Raw genomic sequence first — 22,746 nt, 5'->3', positions numbered from 1 at the left:
TATGAAACGAAACTCCTTTTTCTTGACTTTATGTTTTGTGCTAAATGCTGCAATTTGTTTTGCACAAGAAACCCACGCTATTGAGCCAGCAGAGTTTGAAATAGTTTATTCTATAAAGCAACCACCTGCTTGGGACATTTATATCTTTCGCTGTGGAAAAAATGTAAGTCAATACTTTAGTCAACCTAAATTGAAAAATAATAAAATGTTAGCTGATGACGACCCTGCTTATATGATTATATCAATGGAAAGAGTGAAAGCCTTAGATACTCCTGAATATAACAAAAAATATCCGCAAAGCACAGGCAATGATGACAGAATTTATCGCAATCTTGAGCAAGGGAAAATTAGCACCTATTCAAGTGTTATGGGTTCTCATTATTTGATAACCGAAGATATAACCATTCCCGATTGGACAATCTACGAAGATTCTACTCTCACAGTGTTGGGTATGGAGTGTAAGAAAGCTACTACCAATTTTCGTGGTCGCTATTGGGAGGCTTGGTACACCGAAGAAATTCCTATCAGTCAAGGTCCGTGGAAATTGTGCGGATTACCCGGTATGATATTAAAGGCTAATTGTCCCGATTTTATGTTGATAGAGGCAACCGCTATCAAGAATAAAGACCTTGAACCAGTTACCTTTTATAACTATTTGAATTATAAATATGCCCCCATAGACCGTATGGAATATTTAAAAAAGGTACATAAACCAGGAATATATCCAAGTGGCAATAGTCATGAAACAATAGAAATTGACGATGAAAAATAAGAAACAATATGAAAAGAATATTTGCCTTTATCATTATAGCCTTTCTTGCTCAAGTAGTGCAAGCACAAGTAACAATATCTGGTACAGTAACTGATATTGGTGGTAGTCCTTTGTCGGGTGCTATTGTAAAAAACATTGACGCTTCTACAAAGAAAATGCTTGCATTTTGTAATACTGATAGTAAAGGAAAATTCAGTATAAAGGCAAAAGTAGGCAGTTTGCTGCAAATATCTGCAATGAGTTATAAAAAGCAACAAATTGTCGTCAAAGAAAATATGGGCGTTCAACAAATAGTATTGGAAGATAATGCAAAGGCATTAGACGAAATTACAGTGAAAGCTCAACCTGTTCGGATTAACGGAGATACCATAAAGTATCTTCTCGGTGTATATGCTAAGCCTGGCGACCGTACTTTAGCAGATGTTTTAGCTCGTGTTCCTGGTTTTGAGGTTAATAAAAGTAATGGACAAATATCATACGAAGGACGTAGCATCAGCAATTTTTACATAGAAGGTATGGATATGTTGGGCGGAAAATATGGCGTTGCCTCAAAGTCTTTGCCACAAAACGATGTTGCAACGGTAGAAGTAATGAAACATCATCAACCCATTAGAGTGTTAGACGACTTTGTTTATTCCGATGAAAATGCACTCAATGTTCGTATGAAGAAAGGTGCTAAAGCACATTGGATAGCAACATTTAATGGAGGAATAGGCTGTAAGAATAATGGTGTTTTATGGGACTTTGAAAGTTTTGCCATGCGCTTAAAGCAGAATTGGCAAACAATGATAACCTATAAAACTAACAATAGAGGTAAAGATATTATTCACGAAACAAATAAAGTTTTTACGTATGGTGAATTGGACAGTAAGTTAAATCCTCTTATTTCGTTACCTTTACCTCCAAACGGACGATTAGGTCGTCGTTCTTTATTCAATCAAAGCCATGCGCTGACCCTTAATGTATTACAGCGTATCAATGAATCATCGCAAATAAGTGCGCAAATCACTTATACTAATGACCGTCAAGAGGCTTTTTCAGAACGAAAAGCAGAGTATTTTACAAATAGAGGAAACAGAATTTCTCAAAATCAGAAACAATATGTTTCAAGAACTAATGAGCTTTTTGCAAAGGTAAAATATGAAAATAATGCCAACAAGCAATATTTACCTTAATTCCGCAACACTATTATAACTTAAACTTTTTAAGTACCTGAGCAACAAAAAGTTGCCCAGGATTTTGCCATGTCAAAGAATTCACTTATCTTAGTGTTGCAAAACAAGCAAGCAAAACTCTGATATGGCATGGCAAAAATACATATTAAATCCGATAAACTCACTCCTTTTGGAGGAATATTTTCAATCATGGAGCAATTTGACTCCACATTGTCATCTGTAATCGACTCGACCCTCGGTCTAAGGTGTAGATCATTCGGTTATCAGTACAGCGAAATCATCCGTTCACTCATGAGTATCTACTTCTGTGGTGGCTCATGTGTTGAGGATGTCACTACTCATTTGATGAGCCATCTCTCGCTTCATCCGACACTTCGAACTTGTAGCTCTGATACTATCCTCAGAGCGATAAAGGAGCTGACGCAAGAAAACATCTCATACACGTCAGATACGGGTAAGAACTACGATTTCAACACGGCTGACACTCTCAATACTTTACTGCTCAATTGTATGTTTGCATCTGGCCAACTGAAAGAGGACGAGATGTATGATGTTGATTTCGACCATCAGTTCATAGAGACAGAGAAGTATGATGCAAAGCCTACATACAAGAAGTTCCCTGGTTATCGCCCTGGCGTGGCGGTTATTGGCGACTTAATCGTTGGCATTGAGAATAGCGATGGCAACACAAATGTTCGTTTTCATCAGAAGGACACGCTGAAGAGGTTCTTTGAGAGATTTGAACAGAACGGCCTTACTATCAATCGTTTCAGAGCTGACTGTGGATCATGTTCCGAGGAAATCGTAGAAGAAGTAGAGGAACACTGCAAATCCTTCTATATCCGCGCAAACCGCTGCAGTTCGCTCTACAATGAAATCTTTGCTCTCAGAGGTTGGAAAACTGAGGAAATCAATGGCATTGAGTTCGAATTGAACTCTATCCTTATTGAAAAGTGGAAGGGTAAAGCATACCGACTTGTGATTCAAAGACAGAAACGGTTGGATGGTGTATTGGATCTCTGGGAAGGAGAATACACATACCGTTGTATCCTGACTAACGACTATGTATCTTCCGTAAGAGAGATTGTCGAGTTCTATAACCTTCGAGGGGGAAAGGAACGTATCTTCGATGATATGAACAATGGTTTCGGATGGGACCGATTGCCCAAATCCTTCATGGCAGAGAACACCGTGTTCCTTCTTCTTACAGCACTTATCCGTAACTTCTACAAGGCCATTATCCAAAGACTTGATGTAAAGAGGTTCGGACTCAATACAACAAGCCGCATAAAAGCGCTTGTCTTCAGGTTTGTCTCTGTACCAGCAAAGTGGATCAGGACATCAAGGCAGTATGTGCTGAATATCTATACTTGTAACAATGCTTACGCGGATGTGTTCCAGACAGATTTTGGATAACGCCTACAATTTATGGGTATGATACTGCGTATTGCCTCAAGTCGCATTGTGGGGTAAGGGGATGTTGTAGGCTGAAGTGGGGGATTTCAGTTCTAATTAGGGTCTGCTGAATTATTATCTCTTCACAGACAGAGGGTAGCAGACGTAGCCCCTCATAGTGACGATAATGATGAAAAACCACCAGATTTCGGTCAGGGCAAGACAAAGTTCCCTGAGGAACTTCATCACGTTTTTAACGAAGTAGCACATTCCTGTCCAGCATCGTGCTGTATCTGGAAGCTTGGCTCTTATGTCATTGGCTCGATAGATTCTCTTGCCAGTACCGAATGAGCATTCGATTTCATTGCGCTCCCCGATGGCTTTGGCCATTCTGGATTTCATCTCATCTGAAGGAGGATCCTTCGGTGGTCGCCCTAACGGTTTGCAGTATGAATGGATTTCAAAATCCTCAAGTATATCTCGGTTTGACCTGTTTAGGTAAATCTTATCCGCAAGGATGGTGGCCGGAAGATAGCCGAAGCGTTCTTTGAAAAGTTGAATCTGTAGCAAGAGATCCTGGCTCTCGTTGTAGGCATCCCAGCTGTGGTGGTCGATGAACGTATAGCCCTCGACTATGCTTGCACCTATCTTGGCCCCGAACTCAGTCCTTGCCTTAGCCTTTCCACGGACAATGGCACGGACGTGTGGCTGAAAGATGCTCAGTATGCGGTCTGCACAAGTATGAGTCTTTGACCTGTACATCTCCTCCTGCTGATGGTACATCGTGAGGATTGCAGTCAAGGTGCGTTTCTCATATAGGAATAGGCTCTCGTAGTACGTCTTGTTCTTTGCAAGCAAGTCCATTAAGATGCGGATGTCCTTGCGCAAGTAGTTGAGCATCACCCCGATAGTATCACGCACCATCTTGCCTTTCTTCTTGGCTTTCTTGACAAGCTGAAGGTATGCCTGACGTGCATGCTTGTAGTTCGTGCGTGGCTTGTGCAGCTCAAACATCTCGCACACCTTTATAATATAGTCGGTAACCTTGCGGCAACCATCATGTATTATATCAACGTCAACAGGATAACGCATCTCTGCATCGGCACAGGTAGCATCAATCTTCAGCACTCCCTTGTGCTCGCGACCTTTTGAGTCGGTGAAGGAAGCGGCATTCGGATCCTCTGGTTTCGGAGCCGGCGGGTCCTCATCATTCCTCTTCGCCTCTTCTTCTTCACGCTTGCGTTTCTCTTCAAGAAGACGCCTCTGCTTGTCGAGAAGCTTGACTGTCATCTTGTTGAGTTCTTCCTCTGAGATTCGCTTGCGTATCGTGACGAATAGGCTCGGGTCGAATATAGGCTTGTCGGTGAACTCATGCAATCCACAAAAGTACTGCATGTAGGGACTCTCTCTGATAATCTCGATGGTCTCGGCATCACTCAGGTTTAGTTTGTGCTTGATAATCATTGCGCCGAGAATCATGCGTGCCGGCTTGTTCCCTGCACCTTTCTTCTGATTGTCCAACCTTGAGTTGTATTCCTTCTCAAGTTCTGTCCATGGAAGAAGGTTTCCGAGAGCCACCCATCGGTTTGTCTTGTCCAACTCATCAAGGGATGAGCGGAGCAAACCGAGGTCAAGTTGCTTGTATTTTGGAGCGTAAAACTTCATCTTGCTATGGATTTAACTATATAAAGGTACGATTTTCTAGTTAAACAAACAAAGAAATAAAGTTATATAAACTTAAATATCAGAGAGTTATAAATTATTCAGTAAACACTAATTATCTGCAAATTCAGTAATGAGAGGATGTGTACACGCAAGAAGGACGTTGAAAAGTTAAGTTGCGGATTTGAGGATTTAAAGAACGAACTTTCAACCAACTTAAATTGGAACAAGCAACAACTAACTGAGCGTGGCACAAATCCTCACGATATGGAAGGCAACTTACCCGTGTTTAACTTGAAAGATAATCTCACTATAATACGTAAATATGGTAATCGTTTGTTTTCATTTGAATCGAAAAATATAATGGACGTGCGTCCACAGCAAATGTTTATGGATTCACTTAAACAAGATATAAATCAACATTATTACGAAACTGACAATAAAGTATCAGGGAGTTTTCGATTTGGTAAATTAGTTTTAACAGGAAAAGTTGGTGCAAATGCAGCCTTGCACAATTTTTCTTCACATCTTGTTGGTGTTCCCGATAGCCTTGGTTTGCTTTCTGGAAACAGTCGCTTTTCTACGTTTAAACTCTATGCAAAGCCAAATGTAGAATATAAATTATCAGATTTCATTTTTACCATCACCACGGATATTGCCTACCATCGCTATAAATACAGCTTAGACAAGGTCTATTCTTGTCTAAATTTTTCACCTAACTTACATATTCGTTGGAACGCAACACCCCATTGGACTTTTGCTATCAATGGAAATATCGGACAAGCAGAAGTAGATGTTAATCAATTTTATCCAACTTTGGTATTAGCAGATTACGAATATATCAATAAAGGTTTCGCAGATTATAGAATCAGTAAAAATAAAAGCGCAGATTTTATTATCCGATATGCCAACGCATTGCAAGGCACTTCGTTATTTTTAACGGCTAATAGAACTTTTAGTACACTGCCTTATATAACTTCGCAAGATTATGTTGGTAATTTTATAATTCTATCGCTACTGCCACAAGAAACAAAGAGTAATGCGTGGACTATCAATTTTATGGGGTCGCAAGGCATAAGATTTTTGAAAGGAAAACTAACCCAAGTTTAACACCTATCATCGTAGAATCTTGCTATTATTATACTTTTTCAGTTTTGGCTATGGACTCTGTGTCCTACAAATTTTTATTTTTCTGAATGGTGCATATTTCAGTTTTAATTTATCGTATATAGCAGTTGCCTGCTTTGAGGGATTGCTGCATTGTCGCATCTGTACGATGTCTCCTAACGGGTTCCTACCTTCCGTGGTTACAAGTTTCTGGGTGCTCATCCTCCGCACGATTTCGGTCCAATAGCAGGATTCGCCTTCTCGCTTCAACTGGCAGCGGATGGTATTTACCACCCAGTAGGCAAGCAGACCGAAGAAAAGATGCGCATCGCTCCGGTCATCGGTCTGATGGTATATAGGACGGAGGTTCAGGTCGGTCTTCAACTGCCTGTTGGTACATTCGATTTCCCGTATGAGGTTGTAATAGTCCCATGTGGTACGCTCATCGAGTGTTTCTACATTGGTCCGTAGGAAGTATACGCCGTGTCCGGACTCGATGGCTGAGAGGTCTTTGAGCTTCCAGTCTACACGTAGCATTTCCTTTGGTTTTTCTTCGTTTCTAATGTAGTCTATCGCATAGTATCTTGCGATAGAAGGATATTTCTGTATGGCTCGTCCCGTACGCTCTACAACCTTCTCGTAGAGTTTCGTTCCACCTTTCTTTGCAATACCATCATTTATCTTCTTCAGCTCTGTCTCAAACCTTTCACGCCAAAGTTTGTTCATTGACGATTCGGTCATAGCCTTAGATGGAGAGGTTATCTCAAGATAGTAGTCCTCACCTTCGGTGTGTACCTTGTTGAGCGTTATTGTTTGCTTTCGGGCGTCTTTTACCATCACGCTCTTATGGTCCTCACTGAGCGTGTAATCTTTCAGCTTGGTGCGAGATACGCAGAGATAGTTGTAACCCTTTGCCTTAATAAGATTTAGATTCTCTCCGGTTGCAATACCTGCATCCATCACAATAAGCGATTTTTCTTTTTGTACAGGATTCTTGTCTGCCAGCGTATCTATCATATCAGGCAGTGATTTAGGGTCAGCCGTATTACCTTCCAGGATAGAAGAATAGCGTATGAAGCCCTCCTTATTGATACACAGGGCCAGGACGAGAAGTTTACAATCTGATCGCTTCTCTTTTGACCTACCAAACTGTGCCTTCTTGCTTTCACGCTTACTACCCTCAAAGTAGAAATTTGTCAAGTCAAAGAGCATCAGCTTGTTATCTATATTAAAAAGGTTATCTGTTACATTGCACAAGTGACATTCTATCTTCTCTTTGAGTTCATAGAGTTTGTCCGTTACCTTGTACAGGGCATTGATACCCGGAGTCCAGTCTTGCGAACCAGTGTAAAGTTCGGCGGCAGCCGAATTATCCCTGAGATAATAATACGAGGAACGTTCAGACACGGCATACACAGTCCGGATGATGAGCGCAGAGAGTGCGGTGTGGATAGAATGGTTGCTCCATCCTTGGTCACGCAGGAACTCTTCCAGTCCCAGCTTATCAATGGTCTGCTTACAGAGCCATTCTGCACCAACATTCCTTGCGTCAGTATGTTCTGCCGTAGCAAGATCGATATAACGTTCAGACTCCTTTCTTGCTTTCTGTTCCTTCTTATCGAATCTATCAATTCCACCTTCCTCTTTCATCCGCTGCCACCACTCATCCGCCTTAGCCTGTTCCAGTTCAGTAAGTCCCTCCAAATGCTTGCCAAATAAAGAATTAGTTCCTCTGTTCTTAAAACGCTCTGTAAGTGCAAAAGCAATCCTTCTCACCTGCAAAGCTGTGAGAGAAGGGTCAAAACCAATATTGAGCAAGATGAGCGAATGTACGTGTCCAGCCACGTCACGATATGACTCTTTTAGTCTATAATAAAGAGCCTTTTCACCAGTTGCCGGATTAAAACGTGTCTGTACATTTGCGTGCATAGGTGCAAAGTAACAAAAAAAAATTGATATGCTGGTGTCCTACAAATCAGATTTACTCCGTATTCAGAAAACGCTACGGCTGATTATTAAGTACTTAGCAAACCTGAAACCCTCAAAACACACTGAAAATTTATGAAAAATAATTATGCCCGTTAAACTTGGGCTAAATGTAAGGGCTATGTACAATAACTTGCAATCACAAATGATACAAAACAAGGAAATTATGCCTTTTAATACAAATATATTAACGCTGAAAGCAGGTTTAACCGTTGGAGTGTTTTCTAAAATGGATTTAGGTTATAATCTTAATTAGGGTCTGCTGAATTATTATCTCTTCACAGACAGAGGGTAGCAGACGTAGCCCCTCATAGTGACGATAATGATGAAAAACCACCAGATTTCGGTCAGGGCAAGACAAAGTTCCCTGAGGAACTTCATCACGTTTTTAACGAAGTAGCACATTCCTGTCCAGCATCGTGCTGTATCTGGAAGCTTGGCTCTTATGTCATTGGCTCGATAGATTCTCTTGCCAGTACCGAATGAGCATTCGATTTCATTGCGCTCCCCGATGGCTTTGGCCATTCTGGATTTCATCTCATCTGAAGGAGGATCCTTCGGTGGTCGCCCTAACGGTTTGCAGTATGAATGGATTTCAAAATCCTCAAGTATATCTCGGTTTGACCTGTTTAGGTAAATCTTATCCGCAAGGATGGTGGCCGGAAGATAGCCGAAGCGTTCTTTGAAAAGTTGAATCTGTAGCAAGAGATCCTGGCTCTCGTTGTAGGCATCCCAGCTGTGGTGGTCGATGAACGTATAGCCCTCGACTATGCTTGCACCTATCTTGGCCCCGAACTCAGTCCTTGCCTTAGCCTTTCCACGGACAATGGCACGGACGTGTGGCTGAAAGATGCTCAGTATGCGGTCTGCACAAGTATGAGTCTTTGACCTGTACATCTCCTCCTGCTGATGGTACATCGTGAGGATTGCAGTCAAGGTGCGTTTCTCATATAGGAATAGGCTCTCGTAGTACGTCTTGTTCTTTGCAAGCAAGTCCATTAAGATGCGGATGTCCTTGCGCAAGTAGTTGAGCATCACCCCGATAGTATCACGCACCATCTTGCCTTTCTTCTTGGCTTTCTTGACAAGCTGAAGGTATGCCTGACGTGCATGCTTGTAGTTCGTGCGTGGCTTGTGCAGCTCAAACATCTCGCACACCTTTATAATATAGTCGGTAACCTTGCGGCAACCATCATGTATTATATCAACGTCAACAGGATAACGCATCTCTGCATCGGCACAGGTAGCATCAATCTTCAGCACTCCCTTGTGCTCGCGACCTTTTGAGTCGGTGAAGGAAGCGGCATTCGGATCCTCTGGTTTCGGAGCCGGCGGGTCCTCATCATTCCTCTTCGCCTCTTCTTCTTCACGCTTGCGTTTCTCTTCAAGAAGACGCCTCTGCTTGTCGAGAAGCTTGACTGTCATCTTGTTGAGTTCTTCCTCTGAGATTCGCTTGCGTATCGTGACGAATAGGCTCGGGTCGAATATAGGCTTGTCGGTGAACTCATGCAATCCACAAAAGTACTGCATGTAGGGACTCTCTCTGATAATCTCGATGGTCTCGGCATCACTCAGGTTTAGTTTGTGCTTGATAATCATTGCGCCGAGAATCATGCGTGCCGGCTTGTTCCCTGCACCTTTCTTCTGATTGTCCAACCTTGAGTTGTATTCCTTCTCAAGTTCTGTCCATGGAAGAAGGTCACCGAGAGCCACCCATCGGTTTGTCTTGTCCAACTCATCAAGGGATGAGCGGAGCAAACCGAGGTCAAGTTGCTTGTATTTTGGAGCGTAAAACTTCATCTTGCTATGGATTTAACTATATAAAGGTACGATTTTCTAGTTAAACAAACAAAGAAATAAAGTTATATAAACTTAAATATCAGAGAGTTATAAATTATTCAGTAAACACTAATTACACCTTTCATCAATCAGAAATGCCAGCTCTTTCTACTACTTCTACCCTTAATAATTGGGAACATAATGCTTATTTGACCTTCTCGCTTGCAAAGAATTTAAGTGTAACATCAAGAGCAGAATATTACCATAATCAAATAGAAAAAAATAAATTCAAAGATATTTTCTTTACCGACATTGCCATGAAATATGCTGCAAAGAAATTTGATATTACAATGGAATTGAATAATATTTTGAATAAGAAGAATTATGGGTACGGAATCAATGGAGCCTTTGTTCATAGCTATAGCAACCTGAATATTCGGGGAAGAGAATTAATGGTAACACTATACTATAAACCATAAAAATAAAAAAGTTTACATCAAAACTTAAAATAGACGTTAAACGATATTTGGTCATATAAAAAATGGAGAAACCTTTTCCACTTATCCAGCAGCGTGATTCCATGCAATGTGGTGTGGCATGTTTAACTATGATATGTACTTATTGGGGGAAGAAATACCCAATGGAGTACATATCTGAGTTATGTTTTGCAACAACTGAAGGCGTTTCGCTTCTTAGCATTATTCTTGACGAGGCTACCAATTCACTTGATGCCAACAATGAACGTATGATAGTGGAACATCTTGACGAGTTTTACAAAGGTAAGACCGTTGTTATCGTTGCCCACCGACTTAGCACCGTAAAAAATGCCGACCAAATCGTTGTTTTAGACAAAGGAAAGGTGGCTGAAATAGGCACTCACGAAGAACTAACGCAGAAGCATGGCGCTTATTATAACCTTGTAAAAAATCAATTAGAATTAGGAAATTAACCAAAAGAATGAGTATTTATGGCAGATAACAAAATAGAACTTCGCAGCGAGAAAGTCAGAGAAATTATAGACGAAAAGCCTTCGCCTATTGTTCGTTACGGTATAACACTTATTACCCTCATTTTGCTCATTCTTTTGATTATTGTTTATTTTGTAATAAGGAATACTCCTTATTTTATATCCAACGTAACGATGCGTTGATTGAAACGTTTGTAGAAACGAGGAAATTTGTAGAACAAACGTATCAATAGTGGAAAGCGTCCTTGGTCGTAGTCACTCATGTAATATTCTTTGGTAATATGAATTTTCTTATGCCACGTTTCCATAATCTTTGTATCCAATTCCGACCATAAAAATTCAGCTTTACCATTCACCTTTCTTAATGTATCATGATGTTTTGCATGTTTTACTGCCCCAAAAGCAAGCATATCAAAAAGAATAGTTGCTTCGTTGAATTGTTCACACAAAGTAATGAAAAATTTCTGAACGTCCTCTGGTTTGAAATACATTAACACCCCTTCAATAATAATCAATGTTGGTTTCTCGAATGCCTTTACTTTTTCAATCCAACTATAATCGAACATAGAAAGTTCCAAATAAGTATTGTTTTCCGATTCAGGAATAAGTTGTCGTCGAATGTCAATCGATTCTTTTAAATCAAGGTCGAACCAATGCGTTACTTTCGGATAGTTCATGCGTTGATAGCGAGCATCTAAGCCTGCTCCTAATTGTATTACCACTGCATCGGGGTGTTTCTCAAGAAACTTTTGTGCTTCTTTGTCTATCAAACTTCCACGAATGCAGCACCCAACCTGTGAGAGCTTTCCGTTTTTAAACTTACTAAAATCGTAATCAATTTGCTTGATGATGTTTTTAGCAATCTCATCATTTATCAATCCACCTTTATTTTCAGTTTCCCATGCCCTTGCCCAAAGTGGTATCAGCATTGTTTCAGGCACACTTGATAGTTGTTTTGTTTCCATAACTTGTTTTTTAGTTTATAATCTTAGGCAAAAGTAGCAAGAAATGGCAATGCCTGCAATACCTAAAATCGTGTATTTTTTCGGTATGGGAACTTTTGCAGTATTCTGTTTCTGAATAGAATACGTTAAAATTTTTCACTTAAATAAGATGAATGAAGTTCACTTTACTTTTGTTTTTACAATAAACAACCACGAAATGCGTTTCTTAAGCAAATTATTAACTTAAAAATTAAATAGAAATGAGAAAACTTTTGGTCATTCTTTTGGCACTTTTATCCTTTACAACCCTTCTGACATCGTGTCATGGCGATAGAGAACTATCACAAGAGGAAGAGAGAACATTGGCAGTGCGTAAACTTTACTACCACAAGATGATTGGCGAATGGTATTACGAAGAACGAACCGATAGAGATATTGACTATATTTCGTATAATTGTAAGGAAAAAGGCAAGTTAGAAACTTATAAAAAGAGACTTACTCGAGAAGCAATAACTAAGGACAGAAAGGTGGAATATGGCGATTGGGAAGTAGTTGAAGACGAAACCACAACGGGAGAATGGCGATTGGGTTGGTCGGAAGCGGAAAATGCTAATTATTTTTCTACTTCGATTCATTATGGCAATAACGCTACAAATGTGGAAATCCACTACTTTGAATACGTTAATGACGCAGAATTGGTTATCGGATATTTTGGAACAGGTGGGAAGATGTTTCATTTTAAACGAGGAAATCCTGGCATAGCAATATAATATAAATAGGTGAAAAAGATTTTTTGTTGGAGTTATCATTACTTTGTGTAACATCTATAACAATCCTTAAAATCGTTTTTATTTTCGTTTTAAAGCGTTTCTGTTTCATTTTTATTTTGTACTTTTACACCTTGAAATAACAATTAAAAGCCCTTAAAACGAAAATAAAAGCCATTTTCGGCTATTTTGATAGAAAAAACAGGCGCTTTTTATCGTGGAAAGAATAAGAAGATAAAAAACAGATATAATGGACGAAAATCAGACAATAGACCAAGACCGCATTTTAAAAATTAATATTGAGGAAGAAATGAAGAGTTCTTACATCGACTATTCTATGTCGGTGATTGTGGCTCGTGCGCTTCCTGATGTACGCGATGGTTTTAAACCCGTACACCGCCGTATTCTTTTCGGTATGCGAGGTATTGGTAACTTTAGTAATCAACCTTATAAGAAATGCGCCCGTGTTGTAGGTGAGGTGCTTGGTAAGTATCACCCACACGGCGACTCATCAGTTTACGGTGCATTGGTACGCATGGGTCAAGAGTGGAATATGCGTTACAAGCTCGTAGACGGACAGGGTAACTTTGGTTCTGTCGATGGCGACTCGCCAGCTGCGATGCGTTATACAGAGTGTCGTTTGGCTAAAATGGGTGAACACGTCATGGACGATATTGAAAAAGAAACCGTTGATATGGTTTCTAACTTTGATGACACCTTGAAAGAACCATCGGTGATGCCAACAAAAATTCCTAACCTTCTTGTGAATGGTGGTAACGGAATTGCCGTAGGTATGGCAACCAATATGCCTACTCACAACCTAAGTGAGGTGTTGGACGGTTGTTGTGCTTACATTGATAATCCTGAAATTGCGGTAGAGGAATTGATGCAATACATTCCTGCTCCAGATTTCCCAACAGGAGCTTATATCTATGGTCTGCAAGGTGTTAAAGATGCTTACGAAACAGGTAGAGGTCGTATTATTATGCGTGCTAAAGCCGAAATAGAAAGCGATGATACACACGATAAGATAGTTGTAACCGAAATTCCATACGGAGTAAACAAGGCACAACTCATAGAATATATTGCCGACTTGGTAAAAGAAGGCAAATTGGAAGGCATTTCAAACGTGAACGATGAAACGGGTCGTCAGGGTATGCGCATTGTGGTTGATGTGAAACGTGATGCCAATGCTAATATTATTTTGAACAAATTGTTCAAGATGACAGCTTTGCAAAGTTCGTTCTCAGTAAACTGCATTGCCCTTGTAAAGGGGCGTCCACGCTTGTTGAGCTTACAAGAATGTGTGAAATACTTTGTTGAACACCGCCACGATGTAACCATTCGTCGCACACAGTTCGACTTGAAAAAAGCGCAAGAACGTGCTCATATTTTAGAAGGACTTATCATAGCGTGCGATAATATTGACGAAGTTGTTAGGATAATCCGTGCAAGTCAAACTCCAGCTGATGCACAAGCTAATTTGGAAAAACGTTTTGACTTAGACAAATTGCAGTCTAAAGCCATCGTTGATATGCGCTTGTCGCAACTGACAGGCTTGCGTATGGAAGAATTGCACGCTGAATACGATGAAATCATGCAAACTATCAAAGATTTGCAAGAGATTTTGAACAATCCAGAGCGTTGCAAGGAAGTAATGAAAGAAGAATTGCAAGAGGTAAAAGAAAAATATGGCGATGTGCGTCGTACTGAAATTATCCCTGATGAGCATGAGTTTAATGCAGAAGATTTCTATCCTAACGACCCAGTCGTAATTACCATTAGCCACCTTGGTTATATTAAACGTACACCATTGGCTGACTTTAAGGAACAGGCACGCGGTGGAGTAGGTTCGAAAGGCGCTCGTACAAGAGAGAAAGACTTTACAGAATTTATTTATCCAGCCACAATGCACCAAACCATGTTGTTCTTTACCAAGAAAGGACGTTGCTTCTGGATGAAGTGTTACGATATTCCTGAAGGCGATAAGACCGCAAAGGGACGTGCTATACAAAATATGTTAGCACTTGACCCTGATGATAGCGTAAATGCATTCTTGCGTATTCAAGGTTTGAACGATGAAGAATTTTTGGATTCACACTATGTTGTCTTCGCAACAAAATGTGGCTTGGTAAAGAAAACATCTTTGCGTCATTATTCACGTCCACGTACAAATGGTGTCATTGCTATTAACATTAACGAAGGCGACGAGGTGGTAGATGTACGTTTAACGAACGGAAACAACGAACTTATCATTGCCAATCGCAATGGACGCGCTTGCCGTTTCCACGAAGATGCTGTACGCACAATGGGTCGTGTTTCAACAGGTGTACGTGGTATGCGCCTTGATGATGATGGAGAAGATGGCGTTATTGGCATGATAGTTGTTAATGACACAGAAAAGGAAACCGTCATGGTAGTTTCGGAAGAAGGCTACGGAAAACGTTCAATGGTAGAAGATTATCGTTTGACCAATCGTGGTGGTAAGGGCGTTAAGACACTCAATATCACCGAGAAGACAGGTAAACTCGTTGCTATTAAGAACGTAACCGATGAAAACGACCTCATGATTATTAATCAAAGTGGTATTGTAATTCGTTTGGCTGTGGCTGAATGCCGAGTAATGGGACGCGCAACACAAGGGGTACGCCTCATTAATTTGGCTAAAAAGAACGATGTTATTGCTTCTGTATGTAAAGTTATGAACGCAGAACTTGAAGAAGAATTAGAAGAAGAAAGTCGTTCAAAATTTAATAAAACAAACGAAGAAATAGAAAATAATCTTGTTGGAAGCGAAAAAGTAAACGAAAATGGAGAAGATGAAGAAGACGCTCCAACCGTAGACTTTGAATAAAATAATTCAAAAAACGTTACGTTAAAACAAAGATAGAGAGAAAATAAAGAATATTAATCTTTAAAATTATATCAAAATGAAAAAAGTAATCATGGCAGCCATGATGTTTTTAGCAACATCAACTGCATTTGCTGGTGACAGCGAGCCATTGAAGGCTATTATGAAAGCTCATAACTATTCTGAAGCAGTAAGCCTCTTACAATCAACTTTAGACCAACTCGCAGGCAATGGCGAGAAAGCTAAGGCTTACAATCGCCTCTATGAATTGGCTATGAAGAAAGTTAATTACGAGCAAGGTATCCAGCTCGAAAACGAAACCCAAAAGCAAATGGGTAGAGAAGGTAATAAACCTGTTGATGAAGCTGGTCTTTATCAAGCTGTAAAAAACGCTTTTGACGCAGGTGTTGAAGCTGTAAAGTATGACAATATGCCTAATGAAAAAGGTAAAATAAAACCAAAATTTGATGGATTATTGGAAAAAGTATATCAACTTCGTCCACATTTTATCAATGGCGGTATTTTCTATCAAGGAAAAGATGATAAATTGACTTATCAATATTGGGCAGAATATGTTGAATCGGCTGATAATCCAATTTTTGCTAAATTCGATAAGGCGCAAGATCAAAACTTGACCGAAATAGCTTTTTTTGCAGCACAATATGCATTTCAAAATAAAGATTATACAAAAGCTGAAAAATATGTTGAATATGCTTTGCAAAACAAAGACCGTGCAAAAGATGCACAAAATTTGAAGTTGGCAATTTTAGGCTCACAACTCAAAACTCATGAAGATTCTGTTGCATACGCACAAAAACTTGCTGGTGTTTATGAGCAGGACCCAAGCAATGAAGCGGTACTTTCGACTTTGGTTGGTACATACACATTGTTGAAAATGAGTGATAAGGCAAGCCAACTTATTGATACACACCTTGCTAAAAATCCTAATAGCTACAATGCTCTTATGCTGAAAGGACAATTTGAAAGCATACAGAAAAATTATGATGCTGCTGCTACAGCTTTAAAAAAAGCTCTCCCAATGGCAACAGATGACAATGGTAAAATTCTTCTCAACTCTTTGATAGGTCAATGCTTCTTTTATAAAGCTCAAGATCGTGTAATGGCTGTTAAGAATTTAACAAAGCAAGCTCGCGAACAATTCAATGTTGTTTACAACGAAGCAATTTCTTATTTGGAAACAGCTAAGAAACTTGATGTTACAAAGGAAAACAAGAACCTTTGGGCTTATCCTCTTTATGGAAGTTACTACTTTGTAAAGGGTGCTAATGCTCCTGAAACTCAGGCTTGTGCTGCTGACGCAGGTCAACAATAATAAATATTCCCCTCTTTTGGCATAGTTGATATTGTCAAAAGGGGGATTTTTTTGTTAATCCTAAAATAGAAAGAATTCTTTAGGATTGGCTTCACTTAAAATTATAGCCAATGAGAAGAGTACTCACGTTTATCTTATTTTTTATTTTTTGTCTCGTAACTCAAGCACAAGATAATAGAGCTAATGCAGCAGACTTCAATAAAAAGGCAAATCAAGCTTTTAATATAGTTCATTCGAACTCGAATAGGGATTCGCTAACAATCTACCAAGCTGTAATCAATGGCGTAGATTATTCGTTAAAAAGCGATGAATACGATCGAATGCCTAATCGTAAAGGAAAAGTCAAGCCTGAATTTGAAGACGATAATGCAATACGTGTGGCAACTTTGTATCCAATGCTGATAGATGCTGGACTATTTTTAATAAAGAGTAATTACACTACGCAAGACGGAATAAAGGCATGGGAACTTTATCTCACTGCAAGGAATAATCCGTTGGTTGCCGATATTGCAGATGAAAGTGGTATTGCTGCTTATTATTTGGCCTACAATTATTTGAAATCAAGGAACTTTAGATTGGCTGATAAGTATGCTGACCTCGCTATGCAGTATGATGAAACCGTACAAAGTGCAGTGGAAGTAAAGGCAGCATGTATGCGTGAGCAAATGAAAACAGCCGAAGATTCAATGCAATATTTGGCGGTTTTAGAAAAATTGTATGAAACAGAACCCACCAATCAAAAGTATTTTTCATGGATAATGTCGTTCTATCAACACCCTACTCAGCGATTTAACATTGAAAGATTCATAGATCACCTATTGATGAATGATGCAAAATCGGCTGTGTCGTGGATTTTAAAAGGTGAAATAGCCATGCAAGCTGGACGTTGGGAAGAGGCGATAGAGGCTTACAAAATGGCTGATGAAATTTCTCCAGAACTTATACCCATACCTTTTAATATAGGTGTTTGCTTGAATATGAAGGGTATTGAGATGAGAAACGAAGTACTTGAAAAGAAGAAAAAAGGAGAATTTGCCTCCGATAATGAATTTATGTCGTACTTTGCTGAAGCCCGAAATTATTTAGAACGAGTAAAAGTAAAAGACCCGAGACGCAATAAAGTAGATTGGGTAAACCCATTATATATGGCTTATAATATTTTAGGAAACACTATCAAGGCGCAAGAATTAGAGTCGCTAATCAATAAATAAAAAAACTGATTTGAAAAAGATTGTAATATTTATATTAATGGTTTGTCCGTTGTTGGTATCTGCCCAAAAGAAGCAAATATCAACAGCAAAAGACTTAGTAAGAGCTGGCAAAGATTTGACAAAGGCAGAAAAATCAATGAGAATATTGTTGAGTGACTCGGCTAATCATTATAATGTGAAAGCGTGGGTGGTACTTTGTGATGCCCTTACGAAACAATATGAACAAGGAAACGAAAAACTTTATTTGAAGCAGAAGTATGATACTGCTGCGTTTTTCAAGATAACAAAACGAATGTTTGAAACGATGGCAAGTTTCGATAGCATAGATGCACGCATTGACACCGAACGCCCTGTGCAACCTAAATATAGGGAAAAACATGCCAAATTGCTCAATTCTATTCGTCCAAATCTTTTCAATGGAGGAGTATATTTTATTCATACAAAAGATTACCAAACTGCTTTCAAATATTTTGATAATTACATCGTCAGCGACAAGCAATCGCTTTTTGCGGGATATGATTATGCTAAAAATGATAGGCTTATGCCACACGCGGCTTATTGGGCGATGTATTGCGGTTACAAATTGAAGGATACGGAAAAAACAATGCGCCATTTGAAGTTAGCAGAACGAGATTCTTCGATGCTTAATTTTGTAAGGCAATACGAAGCCGATGCCTATTTGGTGAAAAAAGATACGATAAGATACATTAAAGCACTGAAAGAAGGATTTGAAGCCTATCCTAATTTTGCATTTTTCTTTCCCCGTTTAGTAGAATATTATGCTAAAATAGGTGATTACCAAGCTGCTTTAGAAGTAACAAATCGTGCCTTAGAAGCAGATTCTACAAGTGTTCTCTTTCGTTTTGCAAAGAGTACAACCCTTCTAAATTTGGGTAAATATAAGGAATGTATTGCCATTTGCGAAAAACTTTTAGCAGAAAACGATAAGTTTGCTGATGCTTATTGTAACATTGGATTGGCTTATTTCGACCAAGCAATAGAGTTAGACAAGGTGCAACAGGGTAGGGCTAATCGAGCAAAAATAAATAAATTATATGAAAAGGCATTGCCTTTTTTAGAACGTTATCGAACAATGGCTCCTTCAGAACGCGATAAATGGTTGGCTCCACTCTACACCATTTATCTGAATTTGAATATGGGAACCGAATTTGACGAGATTGATAAATTAAGAAATGGAAAGAAATAAAATTATAGAAAGATTAGGAATAGAGTTGAACCCAATGCAAACAGAAACTTCGGAGGCTGTTTTGCGCTCTAATAAAGATGTTGTTGTCTTATCGCCAACAGGTTCAGGAAAAACATTTGCCTATTTACTACCACTTGTTCAACTCCTTAACGCCGATTCTAATGATGTGCAAGCAATAGTACTTGTGCCTGGACGTGAATTGGCAAAGCAATCTTTTAATGTTGTACAAAATATGAAATCAGGTTTACGTTCTATGGCTTTATATGGCGGACGCCCTACAATGGAGGAGCATAGAGCGTTGCGCGACACGTTTCCACAAATCCTGTTCACAACGCCAGGAAGATTGAACGACCATTTGGACAAGGGAAATATATTGCCCAATGCTATAAAATGGTTAATTATAGACGAATTTGATAAATGCTTGGAAATGGGCTTTCAAGCTGAAATGGAGCAGATTGTAAGTAAATTATCTTTTGTTGAACGTCGTATTTTACTTTCCGCAACCGAGTCAGAATCAATCCCTAAGTTTGTTAGCATGGGGCGTACCATTCGTGTAGACTATCTTGAAAACGAAGAGCAAGTTCCTGATAGAGTGCAATTACACGAAGTTCGTAGTGCTGATAAAGATAAATTAGAAACACTTTCCAATTTGTTAAGATGTTTGGGAAACCAAAGTACAATCGTCTTTTTGAACTATCGTGATGCAGTGATTCGTACAGCTAACTTCTTAAAAGAAGCTGGCTTTTCGGTGTCAATGTTCCATGGAGGGTTAGAACAAAAGGAGCGTGAGGCTTCGTTATATCGCTTTTCAAATGGTTCTGCCAATATTTTGGTGAGTACAAACCTTGGGGCACGTGGTTTGGATATTCCTGATGTTGATAACATTGTTCACTATCATTTACCCGAAAATGAAGACGAATATATCCATAGAGTAGGTCGTACGGCTCGTTGGGACAAGGAAGGAAATGCCTTTTTTGTGTTAGGTCCAGAAGAAAATCTTCCTGAATATGTAGCGCAGACCGTTGAAAAAATGGAAATTCCAACAGATTTGCCTACCATTATGCCACCCAAAATGGGTACGTTGTATATTGGTAAAGGAAAGAAAGATAAACTTTCAAAAGGCGATATTGTTGGTTTCTTGTGTAAAAAAGGTGGTTTGACTCAAAAGGAAATTGGAAAAATAGATGTGATGCCTCGTTTTACTTATGTTGCCGTTCCAAATGAAAAAATATCCCATATTTTAAAAATGACCAAAGGTGAGAAAATAAAGGGGATAAGTACCATTGTGGAAGAGGTTCGCTAAAACAGATGTAATAATGCTATTTTATTAGCAAAATGAGAACAAAAGATCATTATTGCATATTAAAATAGAATGTGAAAATATCCTTAAATATTTGCCTATGTCAAATAAAATTATTAACTTCGCAGACGTGTAATGATACTATGCACACCTTTTGAAAATTAATAACAATAACATAAGTTCAACTTAAAAATTAATATCATCATGAAGAAGTACAATTTTGGTGCTGGACCATGCATTCTTCCACGCGAAGTAATTGAAAAAACAGCAAGTGCTATCTTAGATTTTAACGGAATAGGTCTTTCAATCGCTGAAATTAGCCACCGTTCAAAGGATTTTCAACCAGTAATGGACGAAGCAATAGCTTTGGTCAAGGAAGTTTTGAATGTACCAGAAGGTTATTCAGTTCTTTTCTTGGGTGGTGGTGCATCACTCGAATTCTGTATGATTCCTTTCAACTTCTTGGTAAAGAAAGCTGGTTATTTGAATACTGGTGTTTGGGCAAAGAAGGCAATGAAGGAAGCTAAATTGTTTGGCGAAGTTGTTGAAGTTGCATCATCTGCTGATGATAACTTTACATACATTCCAAAGAATTTCGAAGTTCCAACAGACTTGGATTACTTGCACGTAACAACTAACAATACTATCTACGGTACTGAATTGCACAAAGATTTGGACGTTCCAGTTCGTATGATTGGTGATATGTCTTCAGATATTTTCAGCCGTCCAGTAGACGTTTCTAAGTACGATTGTATTTATGGTGGTGCTCAAAAGAACCTCTCTATGGCTGGTGTAACATTCATCATCATCAAGGACGAAGTTCTTGGTCGTGTACAACGTGAAATTCCTACTATGTTGGATTATCGTACACACATCAAGAAGGGTTCTATGTTCAACACTCCTCCTGTAGTTCCAATTTATACAGCTCTGGAAAATCTCCGTTGGATTAAGGCTAATGGTGGTGTTACAGCTATGGAAAAACTTGCTAAGGAACGTGCTGACATTGTTTACGGCGAAATCGACCGCAACAAGTTGTTCCATGGTACAGTTAAGAACGAGGAAGACCGTTCTTACATGAACATTTGCTTCGTTCTCAATGATGAATATGCTGACCTCCAAGATGAGTTCTTCAAGTTTGCTACTGAGCGTGGTATGGTTGGTATCAAGGGACACCGTGATGTAGGTGGTTTCCGTGCAAGCTGCTACAACGCTATGACAGTTGAAGGCTGCAAGGCTCTCGCTGAAACAATGAAGGAATTTGAAGCTAAGCACTAATTAAAAAACAAATAGCAAATACACGGATAGAACTGAAAGGCGTTTATCCGTGTAATTTGCATTAAAAAATTTATTACTATGAAAGTTTTAATAGCAACAGAAAAGCCATTCGCAGCAGCTGCTGTTGAAGGCATCAGAAAAGAAGTAGAAGGTGCAGGACACGAACTCGCTCTTCTCGAAAAATATACAGAAACAGCTCAATTGTTAGACGCAGTGAAGGACGCTGACGCTCTTATCATTCGTTCAGACAAAGCTACTGCTGAAGTTTTTGAAGCAGCTAAGAACTTGAAGATTATTGTACGTGCTGGTGCAGGTTACGACAACATTGACCTCGCTGCTGCAACTGCTCACAATGTAGTAGCTGAAAACACACCAGGTCAAAATTCAAACGCAGTTGCTGAACTCGTTTTGGGTATGCTTGTTTATGGTGTTCGTAACTTCTACAACGGCAAGAGTGGTTCTGAATTAATGGGCAAGAAACTTGGTATCCTCGCTTTCGGTAATGTTGGCCGCAACGTTGCTCGCATTGCTAAGGGTTTCGGCATGGAAGTTTATGCTTTCGACGCTTTCTGTCCAAAGGACGTTATCGAAGCAGCTGGTGTTAAGGCTGTTGATAACCAAGAAGCTTTGTTTGAAACTTGTGACATTGTTTCTCTCCACATTCCAGCAACAGCTGAAACAAAGAATAGCATCAACTATGCTCTTGTAAACAAGATGCATAAGGGTGGTATCCTTATCAATACAGCTCGTAAGGAAGTTATCAACGAAGCAGAACTCATTAAGTTGATGGGTGAACGCGAAGACTTGAAGTTCATCACAGACATCAAGCCTGATGCTGATGCTGACTTCGCTAAGTTTGAAGGTCGTTACTTCAGCACACCTAAGAAGATGGGTGCTCAAACAGCTGAAGCTAACATCAATGCAGGTATTGCAGCAGCAAAGCAAATTAACGCTTTCTTCGCTAACGGCGATACCAAATTTCAAGTTAATAAGTAATTTTTAAACCATAAAGCAG

The 22,746-nt window shown here is 39.4% G+C and carries 19 protein-coding genes; 15 read left to right on the top strand and 4 right to left on the bottom strand.

The genetic code is table 11. The annotated features are described in order from the left end of the window. Window position 1 precedes the first annotated feature (1 nt). From DYI03_RS06975 to DYI03_RS06965, 3 genes are all read left to right on the top strand, one after another. Window positions 2–772: a GLPGLI family protein gene (locus tag DYI03_RS06975; protein ID WP_025064869.1), complete on the top strand. Its 771-nt coding sequence runs from the start codon at window positions 2–4 to the stop codon at window positions 770–772. An 8-nt stretch (window positions 773–780) separates the two neighbouring features. Further along, entirely contained in the window at window positions 781–1,947 is a 1,167-nt protein-coding gene (locus DYI03_RS06970) for a carboxypeptidase-like regulatory domain-containing protein (RefSeq protein WP_021668181.1), read from the top strand. Window positions 1,948–2,076: 129 nt separating this feature from the next. Continuing rightward, on the top strand, window positions 2,077–3,363 hold the full coding sequence (locus tag DYI03_RS06965) for an IS1380 family transposase (protein WP_115367856.1): 1,287 nt from the start codon (window positions 2,077–2,079) through the stop codon (window positions 3,361–3,363). 114 nt (window positions 3,364–3,477) lie between these two features. Here DYI03_RS06965 and DYI03_RS06960 read toward each other — a convergent pair whose 3' ends face one another. Then, window positions 3,478–5,007: an IS5 family transposase gene (locus DYI03_RS06960; RefSeq protein ID WP_115367854.1), complete on the bottom strand. Its 1,530-nt coding sequence runs from the start codon at window positions 5,005–5,007 to the stop codon at window positions 3,478–3,480. Between the two features lie 138 nt (window positions 5,008–5,145). Here DYI03_RS06960 and DYI03_RS06955 point away from each other — a divergent pair, with 138 nt between their 5' ends. Further along, entirely contained in the window at window positions 5,146–6,114 is a 969-nt protein-coding gene (locus DYI03_RS06955) for a hypothetical protein (protein ID WP_244916337.1), read from the top strand. A 48-nt stretch (window positions 6,115–6,162) separates the two neighbouring features. Here the strand turns inward: DYI03_RS06955 and DYI03_RS06950 are convergent, their stop codons facing one another. Together DYI03_RS06950 and DYI03_RS06945 are read right to left on the bottom strand one after the other, a co-directional pair. Further along, window positions 6,163–8,040, bottom strand: coding sequence for an IS1634 family transposase (locus tag DYI03_RS06950; protein ID WP_115367915.1), 1,878 nt, complete (start codon window positions 8,038–8,040; stop codon window positions 6,163–6,165). A gap of 327 nt (window positions 8,041–8,367) precedes the next feature. Further along, the gene (locus DYI03_RS06945) at window positions 8,368–9,897 is read right to left on the bottom strand and encodes an IS5 family transposase (protein WP_115367858.1); all 1,530 of its coding nucleotides are present in this window, start codon (window positions 9,895–9,897) and stop codon (window positions 8,368–8,370) included. Between the two features lie 134 nt (window positions 9,898–10,031). On the opposite strand from DYI03_RS06945, the gene DYI03_RS06940 reads away from it, so the two are divergent. The 3 genes from DYI03_RS06940 (at window position 10,032) to DYI03_RS06930 (ending at window position 11,026) form a co-directional block, all read left to right on the top strand. Continuing rightward, complete coding sequence (locus tag DYI03_RS06940) at window positions 10,032–10,355, top strand: hypothetical protein (protein ID WP_021670258.1); 324 nt, start codon at window positions 10,032–10,034, stop codon at window positions 10,353–10,355. A 62-nt stretch (window positions 10,356–10,417) separates the two neighbouring features. After that, complete coding sequence (locus tag DYI03_RS06935; RefSeq protein ID WP_021670257.1) at window positions 10,418–10,825, top strand: cysteine peptidase family C39 domain-containing protein; 408 nt, start codon at window positions 10,418–10,420, stop codon at window positions 10,823–10,825. An 18-nt stretch (window positions 10,826–10,843) separates the two neighbouring features. Continuing rightward, a complete protein-coding gene (locus DYI03_RS06930) occupies window positions 10,844–11,026 on the top strand; it encodes a hypothetical protein (RefSeq protein ID WP_004355840.1) in 183 nt (60 codons plus the stop codon). Here the strand turns inward: DYI03_RS06930 and DYI03_RS06925 are convergent. Then, the gene (locus DYI03_RS06925; protein WP_021670256.1) at window positions 10,996–11,808 is read right to left on the bottom strand and encodes a class I SAM-dependent methyltransferase; all 813 of its coding nucleotides are present in this window, start codon (window positions 11,806–11,808) and stop codon (window positions 10,996–10,998) included. The two genes, DYI03_RS06930 and DYI03_RS06925, sit on opposite strands and share 31 nt — an antisense overlap. A gap of 239 nt (window positions 11,809–12,047) precedes the next feature. Here DYI03_RS06925 and DYI03_RS06920 point away from each other — a divergent pair, with 239 nt between their 5' ends. From DYI03_RS06920 to DYI03_RS06885, 8 genes are all read left to right on the top strand, one after another. Then, window positions 12,048–12,557, top strand: a complete 510-nt coding sequence (locus tag DYI03_RS06920; RefSeq protein WP_021670255.1) for a hypothetical protein — start codon at window positions 12,048–12,050, stop codon at window positions 12,555–12,557. A 247-nt stretch (window positions 12,558–12,804) separates the two neighbouring features. After that, window positions 12,805–15,408 carry a DNA gyrase subunit A gene (gene gyrA / locus DYI03_RS06915; protein ID WP_021670254.1) on the top strand — a complete coding sequence of 868 codons (2,604 nt, stop codon included), beginning with the start codon at window positions 12,805–12,807 and terminating at the stop codon, window positions 15,406–15,408. Window positions 15,409–15,484: 76 nt separating this feature from the next. Continuing rightward, a complete protein-coding gene (locus DYI03_RS06910; RefSeq protein WP_021670253.1) occupies window positions 15,485–16,738 on the top strand; it encodes a tetratricopeptide repeat protein in 1,254 nt (417 codons plus the stop codon). Window positions 16,739–16,848: 110 nt separating this feature from the next. Beyond that, window positions 16,849–17,949: a tetratricopeptide repeat protein gene (locus tag DYI03_RS06905; RefSeq protein ID WP_021670252.1), complete on the top strand. Its 1,101-nt coding sequence runs from the start codon at window positions 16,849–16,851 to the stop codon at window positions 17,947–17,949. Window positions 17,950–17,986: 37 nt separating this feature from the next. Next, the gene (locus DYI03_RS06900) at window positions 17,987–19,156 is read left to right on the top strand and encodes a tetratricopeptide repeat protein (RefSeq protein WP_021670251.1); all 1,170 of its coding nucleotides are present in this window, start codon (window positions 17,987–17,989) and stop codon (window positions 19,154–19,156) included. Next, complete coding sequence (locus DYI03_RS06895; protein ID WP_021670250.1) at window positions 19,143–20,459, top strand: DEAD/DEAH box helicase; 1,317 nt, start codon at window positions 19,143–19,145, stop codon at window positions 20,457–20,459. The genes DYI03_RS06900 and DYI03_RS06895 overlap by 14 nt, the downstream gene beginning before the upstream one ends. 201 nt (window positions 20,460–20,660) lie before the next feature. After that, complete coding sequence (serC, locus tag DYI03_RS06890) at window positions 20,661–21,731, top strand: 3-phosphoserine/phosphohydroxythreonine transaminase (protein ID WP_021670249.1); 1,071 nt, start codon at window positions 20,661–20,663, stop codon at window positions 21,729–21,731. Window positions 21,732–21,809: 78 nt separating this feature from the next. Then, on the top strand, window positions 21,810–22,727 hold the full coding sequence (locus tag DYI03_RS06885; RefSeq protein ID WP_004355651.1) for an NAD(P)-dependent oxidoreductase: 918 nt from the start codon (window positions 21,810–21,812) through the stop codon (window positions 22,725–22,727). The last annotated feature ends 19 nt before the right edge of the window (window positions 22,728–22,746 follow it).

The sequence above is a fragment of the Prevotella disiens genome, assembly GCF_900454955.1.
In the GTDB taxonomy this organism is placed as follows: Bacteria; Bacteroidota; Bacteroidia; order Bacteroidales; family Bacteroidaceae; genus Prevotella; species Prevotella disiens.
This window is presented reverse-complemented; position numbering and strand designations above follow the sequence as displayed.

Excerpts from the sequence above, each read along its gene's own strand:
- DYI03_RS06975 (WP_025064869.1), top strand. The coding sequence starts at position 2 with ATGAAACGAAACTCCTTTTTCTTGACTTTATGTTTTGTGCTAAATGCT.
- DYI03_RS06970 (WP_021668181.1), top strand. The coding sequence starts at position 781 with ATGAAAAGAATATTTGCCTTTATCATTATAGCCTTTCTTGCTCAAGTA.
- DYI03_RS06965 (WP_115367856.1), top strand. The coding sequence starts at position 2,077 with ATGGCAAAAATACATATTAAATCCGATAAACTCACTCCTTTTGGAGGA.
- DYI03_RS06960 (WP_115367854.1), bottom strand. The coding sequence starts at position 5,007 with ATGAAGTTTTACGCTCCAAAATACAAGCAACTTGACCTCGGTTTGCTC.
- DYI03_RS06955 (WP_244916337.1), top strand. The coding sequence starts at position 5,146 with ATGTGTACACGCAAGAAGGACGTTGAAAAGTTAAGTTGCGGATTTGAG.
- DYI03_RS06950 (WP_115367915.1), bottom strand. The coding sequence starts at position 8,040 with ATGCACGCAAATGTACAGACACGTTTTAATCCGGCAACTGGTGAAAAG.
- DYI03_RS06945 (WP_115367858.1), bottom strand. The coding sequence starts at position 9,897 with ATGAAGTTTTACGCTCCAAAATACAAGCAACTTGACCTCGGTTTGCTC.
- DYI03_RS06940 (WP_021670258.1), top strand. The coding sequence starts at position 10,032 with ATGCCAGCTCTTTCTACTACTTCTACCCTTAATAATTGGGAACATAAT.
- DYI03_RS06935 (WP_021670257.1), top strand. The coding sequence starts at position 10,418 with ATGGAGAAACCTTTTCCACTTATCCAGCAGCGTGATTCCATGCAATGT.
- DYI03_RS06930 (WP_004355840.1), top strand. The coding sequence starts at position 10,844 with ATGGCAGATAACAAAATAGAACTTCGCAGCGAGAAAGTCAGAGAAATT.
- DYI03_RS06925 (WP_021670256.1), bottom strand. The coding sequence starts at position 11,808 with ATGGAAACAAAACAACTATCAAGTGTGCCTGAAACAATGCTGATACCA.
- DYI03_RS06920 (WP_021670255.1), top strand. The coding sequence starts at position 12,048 with ATGAGAAAACTTTTGGTCATTCTTTTGGCACTTTTATCCTTTACAACC.
- gyrA (WP_021670254.1), top strand. The coding sequence starts at position 12,805 with ATGGACGAAAATCAGACAATAGACCAAGACCGCATTTTAAAAATTAAT.
- DYI03_RS06910 (WP_021670253.1), top strand. The coding sequence starts at position 15,485 with ATGAAAAAAGTAATCATGGCAGCCATGATGTTTTTAGCAACATCAACT.
- DYI03_RS06905 (WP_021670252.1), top strand. The coding sequence starts at position 16,849 with ATGAGAAGAGTACTCACGTTTATCTTATTTTTTATTTTTTGTCTCGTA.
- DYI03_RS06900 (WP_021670251.1), top strand. The coding sequence starts at position 17,987 with ATGGTTTGTCCGTTGTTGGTATCTGCCCAAAAGAAGCAAATATCAACA.
- DYI03_RS06895 (WP_021670250.1), top strand. The coding sequence starts at position 19,143 with ATGGAAAGAAATAAAATTATAGAAAGATTAGGAATAGAGTTGAACCCA.
- serC (WP_021670249.1), top strand. The coding sequence starts at position 20,661 with ATGAAGAAGTACAATTTTGGTGCTGGACCATGCATTCTTCCACGCGAA.
- DYI03_RS06885 (WP_004355651.1), top strand. The coding sequence starts at position 21,810 with ATGAAAGTTTTAATAGCAACAGAAAAGCCATTCGCAGCAGCTGCTGTT.